Raw genomic sequence first — 18,484 nt, 5'->3', positions numbered from 1 at the left:
GAAGATGCTCATGGAACAAAGAAAGGCCGGCATCTTCATGCCGGCCTCGAGGAGAAGTTCAGCTCAGAAGCTGAAGCGGAAGCCGAACTCACCGGTAAGCGAGCGCGGAATGTTGGTGCTGGTTGGATTAATAAATCCAGCCGGTTTCTGGAAATCAGCAGAGGTGACGACGCCGGTAAAGTCGTTGCCGTAGTTCGCCCGGTTCGTGAGGTTGAAGGCTTGCGCCATGATCTGCAAGTTGGCTTTTTCGCCGAACTTAAAGTTCTTGCTCAGGCGCGTGTCCAACTGGAAGAACGGATCGCCGCGCAGCGCGTTAAACGGAACGAGGTGGCACTGACCCGCGAAGTAGCAGGCTTGTCCTGCTGCTCCGGTCATGTACGTCGTTGAGCTGCCGTTCGGAACGACCACGGCGCGATTGTCATCGCCGGAGCCGAATCCAAGCGTGTCACTCGGAGCACTCGCGTTGTAAGGCCGTGCGGAGCCGAACTGGAGGATCGGAGCAAATGCAATCCCCCACGGCAGACTCGCCACGCCGCTGATCGTTACGTGATGCCGTTCGTCGTTAAACGTCGGACCCCACTCGAATGGCGAGAACGGATTGTGCGGATCGCGCGGGTAATTCCGGAATGATGTTCCGGTATCGCCATACGAGTACGCTCGGGCCAGTGTGTAGTTCGCCTGGAGAGAGAAATGACGAACCATTTGCTGACGATAGCTGATGTTCATTCCGTCGTAGCGCGAACGTCCGATCGACTGCTCGTCGCGAACACTGCCTAGAACGGGAACTCCAGCGGCAGCAAAAGCTGCATCGAGCCCGCGGCTCGTGCCATCACCAACTAGAGGAAGCTGAGGATTGATGTTGATGGTCTTGTTCAGATGAAGCCCCAAAACGTGGACGTACTCGGCCTCGAGCACTGAAGAATTGCTCAGTTGCCAACTGTAGCCAATGTTCGATTCTTCGGTCTGCGGATTGCGATAAAGGGGATCCATCAGCCGACCAGTGCTGCCGTCGAGCAGTTGACTCGATGGCGCACCCACGGTTGGCAGAGGATCGATTCCATAACGATAGTTCTGGAGTTGAATTCCCGTTCCGGGAACCACGTCGGTCGGAACACCGATCGAAAACTGCGTCTGGAAGATGGTTGCGTTAGCCATCTGCTCCATAAACAGCGGGATGTTCTGGAAGATGTTGCCGTAGTAGAGTCCGAAACCGCCACGTAGCAGATGGCGTCCAGAGCCGGTGAGGTCGTAGGCGAAGCCAACACGAGGACTGAAATTTCGGCTGTCGTCGCTCGGCTTCTTAAAAGTGAACTGCTTTGCGAGCGGACTGATCGCCGAGATCGCAACCATTTCCTGGTACGTGCGGCTGTTGTCGATGGCTGAGCCCCCGACGAAGTTAAAGTCGCGATCCCATCGCAGGCCGAGATTCAGTGTCAGACGCCGGTTTACCTTCCAGTCATCCTGGAAGTAGGTGCCGAACTGCTTGGTGCCTCCGGGAACCGTGGTTGTAGGATCACCGTTCGAGATCGACATGCCGGTCACGATGCCGGGAGTTGCGAATCCCTGGGGCAGCGCGACGATCTGGCTGGGATCGAGTCCGAAGTCTACTTCCAGCGTGTCGTTAAACTCGAAGTATCCACCTAGAGTGGGATTGAAGATGTAGTCCACTCCCGCTTTGAAAGTGTGGTTGTTCCACGTCTTAGAGACATCGTCTTTGAACTGCCACTTACGCTGAAACGACTGTTGTGGCACGTTGGTGTTGGTTCCAAAACAGGAACCGCCGGGACCGCAATTCGCGCTGCCGCCGCTGGGAAACGTAAGCAGCGGAACGCGAACCTTGCTGTCGATCGTGTTGTTCCAGTATTGGAAGCCGAACGTGAAGGTGTTCACAGTCGTATTGGAGAGCGTGCTGTTGAGCGTCAGGTTCGCCAGTTGCAGGTGGTTCAATGTAAAGTTTCCTGCCGTCGCGTCCTGGAAGCCGTCGGACTGATCATTCAGGCTGTTGTTCGCCTGGGAGTTGTAGACGAGATAGGCGCTGTTCTTCGAGTTGATGATGTAATCCGCTCGGCCGTTATAGCGGGTCTCGAAAAACGGCGTCGGGATAACCGACAGTGGCTGCGCTCCGACTGACTTCGCCAGCGACAGCTCGGTAAATGTGTCTGGGCTCTCCTGGATACTGGTGTGCTCGCGCTGGCGCTCGATGGCGAAAAAGCCGAAAAACTTATCTTTTACAAACGGTCCGCCGACGCTGCCGCCGAACTGCTGCCGGCTATAAGGCGGATTCGCGGTCTCGCCCGGTTGCGGATGCTGGTCGGCATTGAACGTCTGGTCGCGGAAGAAGCTGAAGAATGATCCGTGATAGTTGTTCGATCCCGATTTGGTAATCATGTTGATGGCCGCGCCTTCGGAGCGCCCGTTGGCTGCGGAGAAGCGCTGCGTCGAGATCGCGAACTCCTGTACGGCTTCGAGAGGAAGCTGCATCACCGGACCGCCAACCGTGTTGTCTTTGTTGTCGACGCCGTTCACGGTGACGTTCACATTGCGCCCGCCGCTGCCGTTCACGGACAGAATCGCGTATCGATTCTTCGTCGGGTCATATGAGTCCGCGGCTTTCACACCGGGCGCGAGATATGCGAGGTTCGCAACATCACGGCCGATCATCGGCAGGTCTTCCACCTGTCGCGGCGTGATGTTCTGACTCACATCAGTCTTGAGGGAATCGAGCAGCGGAGCTTCCGCGCTCACTTCGACCGACTCCGTGGCCGATCCAATTTTCAACGTGAAGTTTTGAGTGGTCGCGGCACCCACGAGCGTTTCAACGCGTTGCGCTTTCGCGGTATCAAAGCCCTGCATCCCGACGCTGACGTTGTAATAGCCGACTGCCAGCGGATCGACGCGATAGCTGCCGTCGGATCCTGTCTTCACGGTACGGCTTGCGCCTGTAGCGGCGTTTGTGACTGTCACATCGGCTCCCACCACTGCGGCTCCGGTCTTATCTGTCACGGTGCCTTGCAACGTAGAGCTGGCAGTCACCTGACCGAAAGCCAAACTTGTAGACGCAAATAGCAGGCCAAGCAACCATTGAGATATCTTTCTACACATGCCTCTTTCTCCTACTTAGTAAGTTGCGCGAGCGTAGGTTTCATCAAGTAACTCGCCTCGCACAGGGAAGCAGAGGCTCAATGCGTTCTACTCGCGATTTGGCGTGATTGTCTGTTAGTCCCAGCGGCGAAATCCAGACTCCGAGCCAATAAATACGCGCTCGCAGCAAGATTCATGGGACACGACGCTCGATTTAGGGGACAGTGTGATGAACGCCTCTCGTAGGCGGGCGGCAAGCTCTGCGCAAGAAACTTACGCGGTCCTGAGCGCCATAAAATACATAAATCGCACGACCGATGACTTAAAGATATGACTAACTTGCCAGTACCTGACTTACTCCTGTCTGAGCGCGCTTGACGGATCGATCAACGTGACGCGGTGCGCAGGAAGCATGCATGCCAGGCTGGCGACGAATAGAAATACGAATGAAACACCGACGAAGGTGAGAACGTCGCGCGTGCTGGTATTGTAAAGCAGCGAGGCGAGCAGGCGTCCGAGCGCGAGTGCTCCAAGAATTCCCAAAATAGTACCACCGATCGCCAGCGAGAGCCCCTGCTGCAAGAGCATCTGCACGATGGAGCTGCGGGACTGTCCGAGGGCCATACGGATTCCAAGTTCGTGAGAGCGCTGGCTTACAGAAAGAGCCATAACACCGGCGATGCCAGTCGCACTGATGGCTAGAGCCAATGCAGCAAAGATGCCGAGAAGGATGGTTGTGATTCGCGGCGAAGCCACCGACTCCTGCTGCAGCCGCTCGATCGAACTCACGCGGTCAATTGCAATCTGCGGATCGATGGAGTGAATGGTAGAGCTGATGAGACTCGAGACGCTGGAGGGATCTCCGGCTGTCCGGACGATGAGCCAGTTCGCCAATCCAGGAAGGTACAACTGATCTTCCGGAGCTTTCGCCAAACCGTATTCGCGTACGTCGCCAACGATTCCTACGATTTCCGCCCAGTTTTTCCCATCGTCGAGGCTGATATGTTGGCCGATCGGATCTTGATTAGGCCAGCGGTGGCGTGCAAAAGTCTCGTTGATTACAGCCACGCGTTGCGTGTTGTCTTCATCTTCCTGCTGGGTAAAAGTTCTGCCTGCAATGAGCGGTTGCCGCAGTGTTGCAAAGTAATCCTTGTCGACAGTTGGGGTATCGACGGTCGCGGATTCCTCGCGCCCAGATCGACCCTGGATGCGAATCAGGTTTGTGTTTGGTCCATTGACGATCCCACCAGGATTGAACGGGAAATTGCTGGCCAATGCCGCGGACTCAACGCCGCTGGTGTTATTCACGCGAAGCAGCACCTGGTTGATCAGAGCGGTGGCTTTTGCTGCCGTATCGTATTTCGTGAAATTCAGACTTATCCGCATGGTCAGCAGCCGATCCGGTCGGAATCCCGGATCGACACGTTCGAGCGTAAGAATGCTGCGCATCATTAATCCTGCGCCGATCAGCAGCACAAATGAGACGGTCACCTGCGCAACGACCAACCCGGCACGAAGGCGCTGGCCGCCAAGATTGGTGGAGCTTTGATTTCCTGCCTGCTTAAGAGCGTCATTCAGGTGCCCAGTCGATGAGAAAGCAGGAGCCATGCCGAAGAGCAGTCCGGCCCCGACTGAAACCAGAAAGGTGAAGAGGAGCACGTGCCAATCGAGCTTCACCTCGGCGGCTCGCGTAGTAAACCTTGCGGCAAACTTCACCAGAAGCTGGAGCACCGGCGGAGCGATTACCAATCCAAGCGCTCCTCCGCCGAGAGCCAGCAGAACGGTCTCGGTCAGGAGTTGCCGGGCGATGCGGAACCTGCTCGCGCCGAGTGCGCTGCGTACAGCCAGTTCTTTTTCCCGTTTCAGGACTCGAGCGAGCATCAGGTTGGCCACGTTGGCGCAGGCGATCAGCAGTACGAATGCGGAGGCGCCGAGCAGGATGAGCAGCGTCATGCGAGCTCGCCGCGTGAGCTCTGACTGAAGTGGAGCGGCGGTGAGTCCATATCCGTATTCGGGTTTGTAGCTCTTCGGATATGTCGCTTCGAGTCGATGCGCGATCGTAGAAAGATCGGCCTGAGCTGTCTCCAGCCGAACGCCCGGCTTCATGCGCCCGAATGCCATCATCATGCGCGCGTCTCGATTTTCGCGAAACGCTTTGGATGAACGGGTCGGGCAGGCGCTCGTCGGCATGTACACATCGTTCTCGGCCGGATATTGCGGAATCGGCGGCAGCACGCCGATCACCGTGTGCGGCCGATTGTTCATGCGAAACACTTTGCCGACAATATTGGGATCGCCACCCTGATGATGCTGCCAGTAGTCGTAGCTGAGCATCAGGACGGCATCCGCATTCGGCGATTCGTCGCTCTCGAGAAAGTTGCGCCCGAGCAGAGGCTTCACGCCGAGGACATCGAAAAAGTTGTGTGAGACAACGCCCGTCTGCACGCGCTCGGCGGAATTGTTCCCCAGCAGCAGAAACGCCATGCTGTGATACTCGACGATTCCCGAAAGCGTATGGTTCTGGCGGTAATCGTCGAGTTCCTTTACCGAAAAGGGAACGTTGGGAATGTTGATCTTCTTGGCGTATTGATGGAGGACAATGAGGTCCTCTCCGTGCGGATAAGGCAGGGGCCGCAACAGCACGCCATAGACGACGCTGAAGATCGCGGTATTTGCGCCGATTCCCAGGGCGAGCGTAAGAATTACGAGCGCAGAAAATCCGGGATTGCGCGAGATCATGCGCACGCCGAATCTCAAGTCCTGAATCAAAGTTTCCAGCCACGCTCCCGAGCGCACATCGCGCACCTGTTCCTTCACCTGATCCGATCCGCCGAGTTCGATCTTCGCCGCGCGCGTTGCCTTCTCACGAGTCATGCCGCGCTCCATCTTCTCGTCGATCAGCATGGCCAGATAGGACGAGACTTCCTGATCAAGCTGCGCATCCACCTGCTGCTTGCGAAACAGATTGCGAAAGAAGCTGCGAACTCGGGTCGTCGTCATCGGCTACCTCAAGGTTAAGTACTCACTAGATTTCATTGCGCTTGCCGGCTTTCTTGTAATTTCGTGATTGTGTGATTTCGTGATTTCGCGATGGGAAAGACCAAATCACGAAATCGCGAAATCAGGAAATCACGAAATCGAATGGCCACGGTTACATCGCATCGACCCACTTCTGTGGAGACTTATCGAACACTTCCTTGTGGTCGTCTGAGCAGAAGTAGTAAGTTTTGCCTTTGAATTCCGATTTAGGAGCGCTCTTGGGATCAACGTCCATATCGCATACAGCGCATAACGGGTGCTCGGCGGTCGAAACCAGCTTCGCCGCATAGACCTGATTCGAATTGGGATCGGTCCAGCCTTTGCCCTGATACTCCATTTGATAGGCGGTGGCTTCGGCTGTCTCACGCCCGTAATATCGCTCAACGACGTGCAGTGCCAAATCGATACCCGACGAGAGCCCGCCAGCTGTCGCGATGTTGCCGTTATCGACAAACCGCGCTCCGCGCTTGAGTTGAATGTTGGGATAGTCCATCGCCATCTGCTTGTAAGAGGAATGATGCGTGGTGGCCGCTTTTCCAGAAAGCAAACCGGTATTCGCCAGCAGGAACGCTCCGGTACAAACCGACATGGTCACGTCGGCTGTTTTTGCAGATTGGCGAATCCAGTTCTGCATCGCTTCGCTCGGATGCTTCTGCGCCGATTGAGCCGGGATTACGATCACTTTCGGAGCAGGAGCGTCGGCAAAGCTGTAATCGGGAATGATCTTCATTCCGCCACTGGCGCGAATGGGCTTGGTTGTTTCAGCAACCGTGAAGAGAGTGAACATGCCCATCTTCATGTTCATGCCATTGCCACTCATTGCATCCTGAAAGACTTCCCATGGTCCGGCAAAGTCGATCATGACGGCGCCGTCGGAAAGTACGAAAGCTACCGGAATACCGCCCTCGGCAGGAGGCTTGAGTGGAGCTGACGATGAACTTGTATTATCGAGTCCGATCGCCATCCAGGACTTTGCTCCAAATGGAAACGCGGAGATGCATCCTAGTGCCGCTCCGCCTTTGAGTAGATCGCGTCTTTTCATGTGTCCTCCTTGCACCAACAGAACCGCCGGCGGTAGCCGGTGGGGCAGCCGCGCGTGTTGCGGCTGCGTTTTTTCCTACTGCTCACCGTGTCGTCGCGCTCGGAGCTCGCCATTCGGCGATCTCCGACCCACGGCCTATCGGCGGCGGTTCTGTCGTGCTACGAACTTGCCAATGCTTGCGAGATCGCCAGTGAGATTCGGCTCCAGCGCTCGCTCTCCGTCTCAAGTTGTCGTTTTCCCGATTTGGTAAGTCGGTAGTACTTCGCGCGACGATTATTTTCCGACTCTCCCCAAACGGAACTCACCCAGCCTTCCTCTTCCATGCGGTGCAGCGCAGGGAAGAGCGATCCCGGTTTCACTTGAAACGTTCCTCCGGTGATCTGCTCTACTCGTCTTGCAATTCCCAGTCCATGCATTTGCTCGAGCGCGAGCGACTTCAAAATGAGTAGATCGAGCGTTCCCTGCAACAGCGCCGTTTGCTCCTGTCCCACGTGCATGCTCCTATCGACGTTCTGTAGGAGCATAGGTTAGCAGACGTATAGAACGTCAATAGGAGAATTTTTCGGAACGGCACTTTGGGACGATCAGGGCGTGTAGGAGTGGCTCGCTATGCGAATGTGCGTGTTCGCTTTCGGACACTCGCGTGTGAATGTGAACATAGCGTGCGGTTCAAAGAGGGAGATATTGTGCGCGGATGTTCGTGATCAAGTCAAAGAGTCGGACACTAGAGCCGGGTCTGCATGAACGCAAAATATTTCGCTTGACTTTCGCCTGCTTTCGGGATAGCACAGAAGTATGGCTGTTTCCCAATTCCGGAATGCGAATTTCACGCGGCGCACGGCTCTTCCAAAATTCGGCGTTAACGCCGAAAGCTCTGGGGTTAACGCCGTGGAAAATTCGGGGTTAACGCCGTGGAAAAAGACGGGTTAACCCCGTGGAAATTTCGGCGTTAACCCCAAGCTACAATTTGAAGAGTTTTGCACTGAAATGCCCTCAGAAATCTGCCGAAACCTTCATAGTTTCTTTGGTTTGGATGTGCTCGCATGAATCAAGATTCGGGCAACTTTTAGCGTTTTAGGGGGTGGAGAAGTGAGTTCTGCACAATTGGGGACCGCGACCCAGCCGATATCAGGCAAGCTGTTGGCACTGAAAGTGCCCGACCTGGAAGAAGACTCGAGGTCTCCTAATGACTAACGTTTTCCAGGACGTACGCTACGCCGTCCGGCAACTGCTCAAGTCACCCTCGTTTGCGGTCACAGCCTTGTTGACGTTAGCCGTTGGCATCGGCGCCAACGTTGTCGTCTTTGGCGTTTTGAACTCGCTGCTGTTAAACCCACTGCCGGTGCGGCAGCCGGAGCGCGTGTATACCATCGAGCACGTTCGTCGAAATAACCCGTTGAACAGTTCCTTCCCGGCCTATCGTGATTTGCGCGATCGCAATCACGTCTTTTCCGATTTGGCAGCCGATCGCGTGATGCGCGTTGGCCTGGAGGCGCAGGGCGCAGCGCAGCCGGTGTGGGGTTACGAGATTACCGGCAATTACTTTCAAGCGATGAGCATCCGTCCCATTCTGGGAAGATTCATCGATCCTTCCGACGAAAAGGGAGACCACGCCGCCGACGTGGCCGTGCTGAGCTATGGATGCTGGAAGTCGCGCTTCGACGCCGATCCCAACATCGTCGGCAAGAGCGTTCGCATCAACAAGCAGCCCTACACGGTGATCGGAGTCGCGCCCGCGGACTTCCAAGGAACGGAAAAAATGTTCTGGCCGGAAGTGTGGGTGCCGATTCTCAACGAGGCGGCAATCGAAGGTTACGCGTTCCTGAATCAGCGCAACGATCAAAACTCCTGGCTGGTGGGGAGACTGAATGATGGCGTCTCGCCGCAGCAGGCCGAAGCGGACCTTGACAACATCGGCGCGCAACTGGCGAAGGAGTATCCACGAACCGATGAAGGGCTGAAGTTCCATCTGAATCGACCTGGATTTCTGGGAGACATGCTCGGCGGGCCGGTGCGCGGCTTCATGTTTGGCGTGATGCTGCTGGCGGTGCTGGTGCTGCTGGCAGCGTGTACCAATTTGGGAGGGCTGCTGGCGGCGCGAACGTCCGATCGATCGCGCGAGTTGGCCATCCGCGTTGCCATTGGATCGAGCCGCTCGCGCATTCTGCGCCAGCTTATGGCGGAGTCGGTGGTGGTCGCCGTTTGCGGAGGCGCGCTGGCGCTGTTGTTGGCGGCAGCTTTGTTGCGCGCGATTACGCAATGGCGTCCGGTTGCAGATTTTCCGATCCAGTTTCTTGTGCGGCCTGACAGCCGGCTGTATGTGTTCGCGCTATTGATGTCCATCGCGACCGGCCTGTTCTTTGGTTGTACGCCCATTCGACAAATCTGGAAGACCGATCCCAATCACGTCCTGCGAAGCGGGGGAACACAGATCGGTTCGACAGGGTTCGCATTCCGCGACATCTTGCTTGGAGTGCAGATCGCCGTCTGCTGCTTGCTGGTCACGGCCTGCTTCGTTGCACTGCGTGGTCTGCAAGGCGCACTGAGAACCCCCCTCGGATTTGAGCCACAAGGCGTTACGCTTGCGAATTTTGATCTTCACCTCGCCGGCTACAGCGACGCCGAGGTGCCGGCGCTCCAGCGACAGCTCCTCGAGTCGGTTTCGCATCTGCCCGGAGTGACTCTTGCGGCCTACAGCAATACCACGCCACTGGCGCTCGATCAGTCGAGCACGCACGTTTTCAAAGCGGACGAAATCGATTTTCGCGAATCGAACAGGAGATTCAACGCCAGCTACTACCAGGTTTCTCCTGAATATTTCGCGGCGGCAGGCACGCGGGTGCTCGCAGGACGCGAATTCACCTGGCATGACGACATGAGTTCGCCTCAGGTAGCCGTGGTGAACGCTTCCTTTGCCCGCAAGCTGTTTGGAAGCGAGCATGCCCTCGGGAAGCAGTTCCGAGCGAACGGAAGCAAGCCGTGGGAGATCGTTGGCATAGTCGAAGATGGAAAATATGAACAGCTCACCGAAGACGCGCGCCCCGCGATCTTTTACCCCATTCTGCAGTCGCCGAACAGTTCTACAACGTTAGTAGTGCGCTCAACCGCACCTGCTGCGGCGATGATTGCCGCGATTCACGCGGCGATCAATCACGTGGACCAAGACATTCCCATATTTGAACTTGGCGCCTGGCCGGACTCGCTCGGTTTCATGATGCTTCCCACGATGGCAGCGACCGTAGCCTTGAGCGTCTTCGGCTCGCTGGCAATCATCCTGGCGGTGACCGGACTGTTCGGGATGGCCTCTTACACGGTGAGCAAGCGGCTGAGAGAACTTGGCATACGAGTTGCTCTGGGCGCTCAGCAAATGCAAGTCCTGAAAGCTGCCCTCTCACGGACCCTCCTACTCCTGGCAGTCGGTTCCATTTCGGGACTCGTGCTCGGCGTAGCTGCGAGCAGGCTTCTGGAGAGCATTGTGTATCACGCGTCGGCTAGCGATCCGCTGGTGCTGCTCGGAGTCGCATTCACGATGGCGCTGGTCGGAGTCATTTCGGCCTCAATCCCCGCGAGTCGCGCACTCGCGATCCATCCGATCGACTTGCTGCGAGAAGAGTAGCTGCATGTTCGAGGGCCTGGCGGAACACAAATGTTGCAAGACGAGATGGAAACATCGTTCAGGTTCCGAGGGTATATTGGAGCGATGCGCAGAACCGCAGCCGTTGTCTGCCTCGTTGCTATGCTGTGTGCTGCACCATTTGTATCTGCGCAGGCGCGCCGGCGGCCACCGCTTCAGATCGTCACTCCGGCTCTGCCGGCGCCAGTCGCCGGTGAAAAGTACGATGTCCAATTGCGTGCGATCGGAGGACATCCTCCGTATCGCTGGACTATCGAGGGGCAAAAGGCATTACCTTCCGGCCTCAGTCTCGATGCCAATTCGGGACGGATCACCGGTACGCCGACATCCAGCGATGAGTTTTCTGTACTCGTGCAGGTTGCCGACTCGCTCGAACCGCCTTTGACGCACAGCAAATTGCTCGTCGCTCAAAGCGGCGCTCCGTTAACCGTGCGCTGGACCGTTCGTCCGCACGTCGTGGCCAACAATATTGCAGGCGCAGTACGCGTAGTGAATGGAAGTCATGACACCGTGGACATGACTGTATTTGTCGTCGCAGTGAACGAATATGGCCGGGCAACAGCGCTCCGCTACGAACGGCTGAATCTGCCGCCGGGGAAAGAAACTCCCGATTTGTCATTCGACGTCTCCTTACCAATCGGACAATACGTGGCACACGTGGATGCGGTCGGAGAAGTCGCCGAGAAGAAGGCCATCTATCGTGATCGGCGGGAAGTTGAGGGACTCGTCGTTCAGTCGCAGTAAGCCATTATTTCCGCTCACGGCATCCGCCGACCATCATCGAAAGGCCGCCCACAATAAGGATGGAGCCGATTGCCCCCGGCATTGGGCGTCGCTCAATCCGCTCCGACGAACCCACGCCAATGCCGCCGGTTTGAAATCTTTGCGGGCTGGAGTGCGGCACGAGAATCAGGAACGAAACCAGGCCGAGTACTACACAGACAAGTCCATACCAGAAGAGAGTCTTCATAGGCTTCTCAATCGAAGGGCGCGTTCTTCAACTTGAGCTGGTGATGCTTATTTAGATGCGAGGGCGTGGCCCTCGGCAAATCGCTGCGGTGCCGTGGGTTAGAGCTGTGGCTGCTCCGGCGATCGCTGATGAACCAGCTCTCATAAGAGCCAGTGAGTAGAATTGCTTTATGTCTGTTGCTCGCACTGCGCGTTCTGAAGTCGCCTCGATGCCGGAAGTGCCACTCACCATCGAAGGCTACAGCGTTCTTCATCAGATGATGAAGGTTCGCTGGAGCGAGTGGCGCAAGCTGAACGGGAGCGAAAAGCGCGAGATCGCGGACGAGGCCAGCGCGATTTTTTCTGCGATGGAGCAGAATCACAACGGGCAGTCTGCTCTTTATTCTTTGCTTGGCCATAAGGGCGATTTGCTGCTGGTTCACTTTCGGGAATCGTTCGACGCGCTGAACCAGGCGCAATTGCAGCTCTCGCGCTCGCGATTGAACGATTTTCTCGAGCCTGCATCTTCTTACTTGTCAGTCATCGAACTTGGACTTTACGAATCAACGGTGAAGGCCTATCGCGCTCTCATGGAGCGCGGGATCGAGCCGCATTCTCCTGAATGGAAACGCGAGATCGAGGAGACGCTGGCCCGACAACGCGAAGCAATGCATTCACGACTGTATCCCGCCATGCCGCCGAATCGATATATCTGCTTCTACCCAATGGATCGTCGTCGCGGCGAGGACAAAAACTGGTACACGCTTTCCATTGAAGAACGCCAGAGGCAGATGAATGAGCACGGGCTTATCGGACGTCGCTATGCTGGCGAGGTGAAACAGATCATCACTGGCTCGATTGGATTCGATGATTGGGAGTGGGGCGTCACGCTCTTCGCCGATGATCCGCTGGTGTTCAAGAGATTGATTTACGAAATGCGTTTCGACGAAGTCAGTGCCGTGTACGCGCTGTTCGGGGCTTTCTTTGTGGGTATTCGGTATGCTGCGAACGACTTAAGGAAGTTGTTGGAAGGTGAAGCAGATAGACCCTAGTCGATGTTCGCCCAGTTCCCATTAATCACAGGTGCGGGAGAGCGAACAGAATCGGCGGCGGTAGCCGCTGGGCCGGAGATGGCCGGATGGCCAGCTCCGGGTTCAACGATGCTGCAGCCGATTTCGAGAAACGCAGCCGCACAAGACGCGGCTGCCCCAGCGCCTACCGGCGCCGGTTCTGTTGTGTTTGGAAATAGAGAAACACTGGAATCCCCGCCAAAATCACTGCGCTCCCAATTAGGGAACGGCCGAGATTCTCCGCAAAGGTTGAATAAAGCAGGAATGCCGCGGCGACGATGAAGATCGCCGGCACCACCGGATACCCCCACGCGCGATATGGACGCGGCGCGTCCGGCATTCGCTTCCGAAAAATGAAGATTGTGCTGGCAGCAACCATGTAGAAGAGCCATTCGGCGAAGATGGCGATGGAAAATAGTTGCTGAAATCGCGAGACCATCAACAGCAGAGCGCACGACAAAATCGCTTGCACGATCAGCGAATTTCCCGGCGTGAGAAAGCGCGGATGAACTTCGGCCAGGACGCGGAAGAAGTATCCGTCGCGGGCGACGGCGAAAGGCACTCGACCTCCACTCATGACCGTCCCATTCAGGCCGACGACCATCGAGAGCGCCATGCCTGCGGAGACGATCATGGCTCCCACCGCTCCGATCGCGAGCAGCGTGGCATCGGATGCAGGACGATCCGAGGCCGCGACTTGAGCAGCAGGAAGCACGTACTGCACGGCCGCGTTCGTGGCCATGTAGAGCACCGCAACGGCGAGCACTCCAACGATGAGGCCCAGCGGGATATTCCGCTCGGGGTGCTCGATCTCTTCGCTGACCATATTCAGATCGTTCCATCCGTCATATGCCCAGAGCGCCGCAACCAGAGCGATCATGAAACCGTTAACGCCGCCCGTGGCTCCCGCGAAAGTGGTCGAAAAATTGTGGAAGGTGCCGCCGCGAAAGCTGAATGCGACGCCGACGATAGCTCCGATCATCAGCACCTTGAGCCAGGTGAAGATGTATTGAAAGTCTCCAGCTTTGCGCACGCCGATGTAGTTGAGTCCCGAAATGAGAATCGTGACCAGGATGGCTCCAACTTGAGCCCAGGTGATCGTAAATGGCGTGGCTATCGCGACGTTACCCAGGAAGCTGAAGGTGTTGAAGGTGCCGAGGATGCGCATCACTCCGATCGTGATGGTCGCAATCGATGCAGGTTTGGCGATTACGAACCATGTCCACGCGTACAGGAAGCCGGCGAGTGGACCGTAGCCGTCGCGGACATAGACATACTCGCCGCCGGCTTGCGGCTTCAGCGCTCCCAGTTCGGCATACGTGAGCGCGCCGAAAACGGAAAGAACTCCTCCGACAATCCATGCCAGATAAACCAGCTTGGCGGAGCCGACCGCCTGCATCATTTCTTTGGGAACGAGGAAGATTCCGCTGCCGATAATCGTGCCTACAACGATTGCAATGGCATGGCGCAGGCCTAGCGCGCGCGGCAGTTGAGCCGATTCGGTCCGCGCCATTGCCGTCATTTCATGCATGCTGCCGCTCCGCGGCGGGAGTGGTGAACAGGCTGACGCCGTACCCGACAACGAACGTCACAACTGTGCCGATGGCTACGAGCCATGTATACGCGATGCTGAATCCCGCCCAGGTCGCGAATTGCTTGGCCCCCAGCCATAAATATAGGTTCAGCGCCAGTCCGCAGATCATGCCGACGATTGCGCCGCCCTCTGTGGCGCGGCGGGTGAGAATGCCCAGCAGGAAGACGCCGAGCAGGGAACCGTAGGCGACAGAGATGATCGTGAGTCCGATCTCGACTACGCGGCCGCCGTGCCGCGACAGCAGCGCCAGTCCAAAGAGCACGATGCCCCAGATGATCGTTGCAAAACGGGAGATCGCTACGCGGCGCTTCTCCGACGCTTGCGGATTTCGACGCAGGTAAAAATCAACAACTGTCGTTGAGGAAAGAGAGTTGATCGCGGCGCTGAGGTTTGACATGGCTGCCGCGAGAATGGCGGCGATCAGTAATCCTGAAATGCCGTGCGGCATGCGATTGACAACGAATGACGGGAAGATGCGGTCGGAACTCGCAAACGCTGTTACTGGCGGGAACAGCTTGTAAAACGCATAAAGCGAAGCTCCGACCAACAGAAACAATCCGAACTGAATAAAAATGAAAACACCGCTGGAGAGAAGCGCGATCTTCGACTGGCGTTCATTTCTGGCCGCCAGCAAACGCTGCACCATGAGCTGATCGGTGCCGTGCGTCGAAGTCGTAAGAAACGTTCCGCCGATCACTCCAGCCCAGAAGCTGTAGCTGTTCGATGGGCTGAAGCTGAAATCGAAGATGCGAAACTTTCCCGCGCTGCCGGCGATCTGGTGCACGGTATTCCAACCGCCGGGCATGAGATGAAGGATGGTGAAAAATCCAACGACCGTTCCGGCGACGTAGATGCTCATCTGTACCACGTCGGTCCACACGACTGCAGACATGCCGCCTTCGAACGTATAAATCAGCGTTAGCAGCGTGATGATCGCGACCGAAAGAATGTCGCGACTGTCTCCAGAAAGCCCGAAACGGGCAAAGATGCTGCTGAGCGCAATCGCGATGACGATCGAGATCGCCCAGACACGCACGCCTTCTGCTGCTGCCCGGGTCGCTAGAAACAACCCGGCGGTGACACGATGAAGGCGGCGTCCGAAGCGATGATCGATGAGTTGGTAGGCCGTGAAGAAATCGCCGCGAAAATATTGCGGCACAAAAATTATGCAGATCACTACGCGCGCGACTAAATATCCAAGAACGAGCTGCAGAAAACCGAAATCCCGATCGTAGGCGAGGCCGGGAATGCTGATCACGGTCAGCGTGCTCGTCTCGGCGGAGACAATCGAGAGCGAAATTGCCCACCACGGGATATTGCGATCAGCGAGGAAGTAACTTTTCAGCGAGCGATCGGCGGAGCGGAAATGAATGCCAAAGAGGGTGATGCCGAGCAGATAAACCGCGAGCAGTGTGAGGTCGAGAGCGTTGAGTCCCATGCCGGAGATGCTTCATGACGATACAGGAGTTCTCCGCAGGTTGAAAGTTCGTTTAACCCCATTTTTCACCACGGAGCCACAGAGCACACGGAGAAAAGCATTCGGGGTTTGTCGCTTAGTCCATCAACCGAGGGTTGGTGCTCCGTCTGTTTTTTGGTGGTCAGATTGCGGCAGCGACGTTTCAGGATTTACTGCCAGGTTTTGCCGATTCGGCCACTTCCAAAGTTTTCTCCGTGTTCTCCGTGTCTCCGTGGTGAGAAACGGTTTGACTCCGCAAGAAGAGCCTGTGTTCGCGTTCTAGAATTGAATGCTACTTTCAGAACGGAGTGCAATTTGAAACTCGCTATAGCTCTGCTCATGCTTGCCAGCGTCGTCGCGACGGCGCAGGAGAATCGCGGCCCGAACTTTCTGCCGAATTCCATTTCTGTGGGCGCCGATGGAGAATTCGAATCGGCTCCTGATACCGCAGTTATCACCTGCTCAATCACCGCGCAGGAAAATACTTCGCAGGCCGCTTTCGAGAGCGCCAGTCGGCTTGCCGAGCAGTTGCGCGATGCTCTGCGCAAGGCCGGCATCGATCCGAAGTCGGCTGAGCTTTCGCGCTACAGCCTCTATCCAGTGATCGATTACAAGAATCCCAAGCAGAAGGTAGTCGGCTATCGCGTGGGCACAAGCGTGACGATTAAGCTGAAAAACTTCGAGAAGATCGCTCCTGTCACCGAAGCACTCGCCGGACTGAATGGCATCACGGGACAGAACATGAGTTACGACCTCGAAGATGTCGATGCAGCTAAGCAGAAAGCAATTGATAAAGCGTATGAACGCGCGCGCATGTATGCGGACACTCTCGCGAAAGCGAGTGGCAAACAGCTTGGCGCGTTGATGTCAGCTTCAGTCGACACCCAGCAGGCGATTCCTGTGATGCCTTACGCGCGCACCATGGCGATGGAAGGAGCAGTGGCCAAAGCTCCGACGGAGGACTTCGCCGCCAGCAAGGTGAAGGTTACGGCTCATGTGAATGCGGTGTTTGGGGTTGAGTAGTCCGCGCGCCGTGGCGTCGGTTTGGTCAGTACCGTTCGCGGTAGCGAATGGGTGAGCGAACCCTCCCGACACTTACACACCCATTCCCTACCGGGAACGGTACTGACTCGACAACCGTACCGACCGAACAATAGTTGTCGGAGCTAGTCTCTCAACTTAGCCAACAAATCCTGCGGGTGAACCGGCTTGGCGAGGATGTCAAAGTGATGTCCGCGGGCGCGGGCGTTTTCTAATAACTTCGCTGTGGCTGCCTGTCCTGAGAAAAGAAGAATTTTGCAGCTTGGCAGGAATTGGCGGATGTTGATGGCGGCGTCGATGCCGTTCATGTCGTCCATCATCACGTCGCTGATGATCAGATCGGGGCGCTCGCTGCGCGCCTTCTCAATCGCTCCAGTGCCGCTATAGACGGCCGTCGCCGCAAATCCGTTCTGGTTGAGGATGATCGCTAGAGTGTCGGCGATCACGCGCTCGTCGTCTACGACCAGAACTTTGGGTTTTTGTTTATTGCTGTTGTTGTCTGCCATCAGTGGTGATTCCCTGGTTTCCCGGCCAGGCAAGAAGTCTCTGGAGCGGGGGATTCGCAGAAGCGGCGATAACTTCTCTGTTTGAGATTATAGCGGATGCACAAGTTGGCGGACTCTGGCGGCAGGTGCTGTCGCAAGTTAGCGGTTCACTCGATACTTACAGTTACATCGCGAGTGCCGAAGATGCGGATGGCGATGAACGTAAAAGCCAGTCCCTCCAGTAGCGCAGCAAAGACTGCAGGCCAAACAATGTTGGGCGCGAGTCCACCGGCGGAGCTCATGAGTGTGGCGGCCGAGGCGATCGCCGCATTCGGTTTCGACATAGCTAGCGGCGCGAAGGCCGCGCTTCCGGCGACCGCTGCAGCCAGGAATGGATGAAGGAACGTCGCAAATAACAATGACAGTGCCGCTGCCCAGAATGCTGCGGTGAATCCTTGTGCGAGCAGGCAGATGCACGCTGCCAAAGTCGGTCCTGAAGTTCCAACCAGCCAGATCACCGAGCCGGCAACTGCGGCGAAGTAGATTGCGGCGAATGCTGAACACGCCAGCAGCAGTCCGCATAAATATTGGCCACGGCTGATGCCTTTGGAGAGCACTCCGATAATCCGCCGAGAACGTTTTTCGTTGTACACAGCAGAGCTTGCGAGAAACGCGACGACTGCGACTCCGTAGAAAACTTCCTGCTGCACGATCTCCGTGACTTCGACTCTGTTCGCGCGATGCTCAGGAGACCAGGTGAAAGCTCCAAGCAGGAACGGCCATACGACGAACGCGAGCAGCAACCAGCGGTTCTGGCGAATGAAGCTTCTTGTCAGAAGCAGGAGTGGAATCATTGATGCGTCCCGTCGGACGGCGTAGATGGCCTCATTAGCTGCACGAAGAGATCCTCTAAATTTCGCGTTCGCGGAGTAACGCTCACGACCCTTCCGCCTCCATTCCAAATCTTCTCAATCGCCTGCTGCTGATGCTGCTTGTCGACGACGAATGTGCAGCGACCGTTTTGCTGATGCGCTTCCCGAGCGAAGTCTGGCGCGGAAGCAAGCCCTTCGGCGACGATTTCAAATTCGCTCGCA

14 protein-coding genes are annotated in these 18,484 nt (G+C 56.6%); 4 read left to right on the top strand and 10 right to left on the bottom strand.

The features are described from left to right. Positions 1-63: 63 nt before the first annotated feature. The 4 genes from VFU50_18000 to VFU50_17985 all read right to left on the bottom strand — a co-directional run bounded on the left by VFU50_18000 (position 64) and on the right by VFU50_17985 (position 7,686). Positions 64-3,102 carry a TonB-dependent receptor gene (locus VFU50_18000; protein ID HEU5234757.1) on the bottom strand — a complete coding sequence of 1,013 codons (3,039 nt, stop codon included), beginning with the start codon at positions 3,100-3,102 and terminating at the stop codon, positions 64-66. Between the two features lie 333 nt (positions 3,103-3,435). Next, positions 3,436-6,081, bottom strand: a complete 2,646-nt coding sequence (locus VFU50_17995; protein ID HEU5234756.1) for an ABC transporter permease — start codon at positions 6,079-6,081, stop codon at positions 3,436-3,438. 151 nt (positions 6,082-6,232) lie between these two features. Continuing rightward, complete coding sequence (locus VFU50_17990) at positions 6,233-7,162, bottom strand: DJ-1/PfpI family protein (protein HEU5234755.1); 930 nt, start codon at positions 7,160-7,162, stop codon at positions 6,233-6,235. 158 nt (positions 7,163-7,320) lie between these two features. Further along, positions 7,321-7,686: a PadR family transcriptional regulator gene (locus tag VFU50_17985; GenBank protein HEU5234754.1), complete on the bottom strand. Its 366-nt coding sequence runs from the start codon at positions 7,684-7,686 to the stop codon at positions 7,321-7,323. 662 nt (positions 7,687-8,348) lie between these two features. On the opposite strand from VFU50_17985, the gene VFU50_17980 reads away from it, so the two are divergent. After that, positions 8,349-10,778: an ABC transporter permease gene (locus tag VFU50_17980; protein ID HEU5234753.1), complete on the top strand. Its 2,430-nt coding sequence runs from the start codon at positions 8,349-8,351 to the stop codon at positions 10,776-10,778. 84 nt (positions 10,779-10,862) lie between these two features. After that, positions 10,863-11,540 carry an Ig domain-containing protein gene (locus tag VFU50_17975; GenBank protein ID HEU5234752.1) on the top strand — a complete coding sequence of 226 codons (678 nt, stop codon included), beginning with the start codon at positions 10,863-10,865 and terminating at the stop codon, positions 11,538-11,540. A gap of 4 nt (positions 11,541-11,544) precedes the next feature. Here the strand turns inward: VFU50_17975 and VFU50_17970 are convergent, their stop codons facing one another. Then, positions 11,545-11,766 (bottom strand): hypothetical protein, encoded by a 222-nt coding sequence (locus VFU50_17970; GenBank protein HEU5234751.1) that lies wholly within the window; start codon positions 11,764-11,766, stop codon positions 11,545-11,547. 169 nt (positions 11,767-11,935) lie between these two features. Here VFU50_17970 and hemQ point away from each other — a divergent pair, with 169 nt between their 5' ends. Continuing rightward, the gene (hemQ, locus tag VFU50_17965; GenBank protein HEU5234750.1) at positions 11,936-12,796 is read left to right on the top strand and encodes a hydrogen peroxide-dependent heme synthase; all 861 of its coding nucleotides are present in this window, start codon (positions 11,936-11,938) and stop codon (positions 12,794-12,796) included. A 163-nt stretch (positions 12,797-12,959) separates the two neighbouring features. Here the strand turns inward: hemQ and VFU50_17960 are convergent, their stop codons facing one another. Together VFU50_17960 and VFU50_17955 are read right to left on the bottom strand one after the other, a co-directional pair. Continuing rightward, on the bottom strand, positions 12,960-14,345 hold the full coding sequence (locus VFU50_17960; GenBank protein ID HEU5234749.1) for an amino acid permease: 1,386 nt from the start codon (positions 14,343-14,345) through the stop codon (positions 12,960-12,962). Next, positions 14,338-15,846: a sodium:solute symporter gene (locus VFU50_17955; GenBank protein HEU5234748.1), complete on the bottom strand. Its 1,509-nt coding sequence runs from the start codon at positions 15,844-15,846 to the stop codon at positions 14,338-14,340. Before VFU50_17955 ends, VFU50_17960 begins: the two co-directional genes overlap by 8 nt. Positions 15,847-16,179: 333 nt before the next feature. Here VFU50_17955 and VFU50_17950 point away from each other — a divergent pair, with 333 nt between their 5' ends. Next, positions 16,180-16,887, top strand: a complete 708-nt coding sequence (locus VFU50_17950) for an SIMPL domain-containing protein (GenBank protein HEU5234747.1) — start codon at positions 16,180-16,182, stop codon at positions 16,885-16,887. Positions 16,888-17,030: 143 nt separating this feature from the next. On the opposite strand, the gene VFU50_17945 is transcribed toward VFU50_17950, so the two are convergent. From VFU50_17945 to VFU50_17935, 3 genes are all read right to left on the bottom strand, one after another. After that, positions 17,031-17,411, bottom strand: coding sequence for a response regulator (locus VFU50_17945; GenBank protein HEU5234746.1), 381 nt, complete (start codon positions 17,409-17,411; stop codon positions 17,031-17,033). A 146-nt stretch (positions 17,412-17,557) separates the two neighbouring features. Then, positions 17,558-18,244: a hypothetical protein gene (locus tag VFU50_17940; GenBank protein ID HEU5234745.1), complete on the bottom strand. Its 687-nt coding sequence runs from the start codon at positions 18,242-18,244 to the stop codon at positions 17,558-17,560. Continuing rightward, a partial coding sequence (locus tag VFU50_17935) for a hypothetical protein (protein ID HEU5234744.1) occupies positions 18,241-18,484 on the bottom strand: 244 nt, incomplete at its 5' end. The genes VFU50_17935 and VFU50_17940, both read right to left, overlap by 4 nt.

This window comes from Terriglobales bacterium (assembly GCA_035764005.1).
Classification (GTDB): domain Bacteria; phylum Acidobacteriota; class Terriglobia; order Terriglobales; family Acidobacteriaceae; genus Gp1-AA112.
Note: the sequence above shows the minus strand (reverse complement) of the source record. Positions and strands in the feature narration are given on the sequence as shown.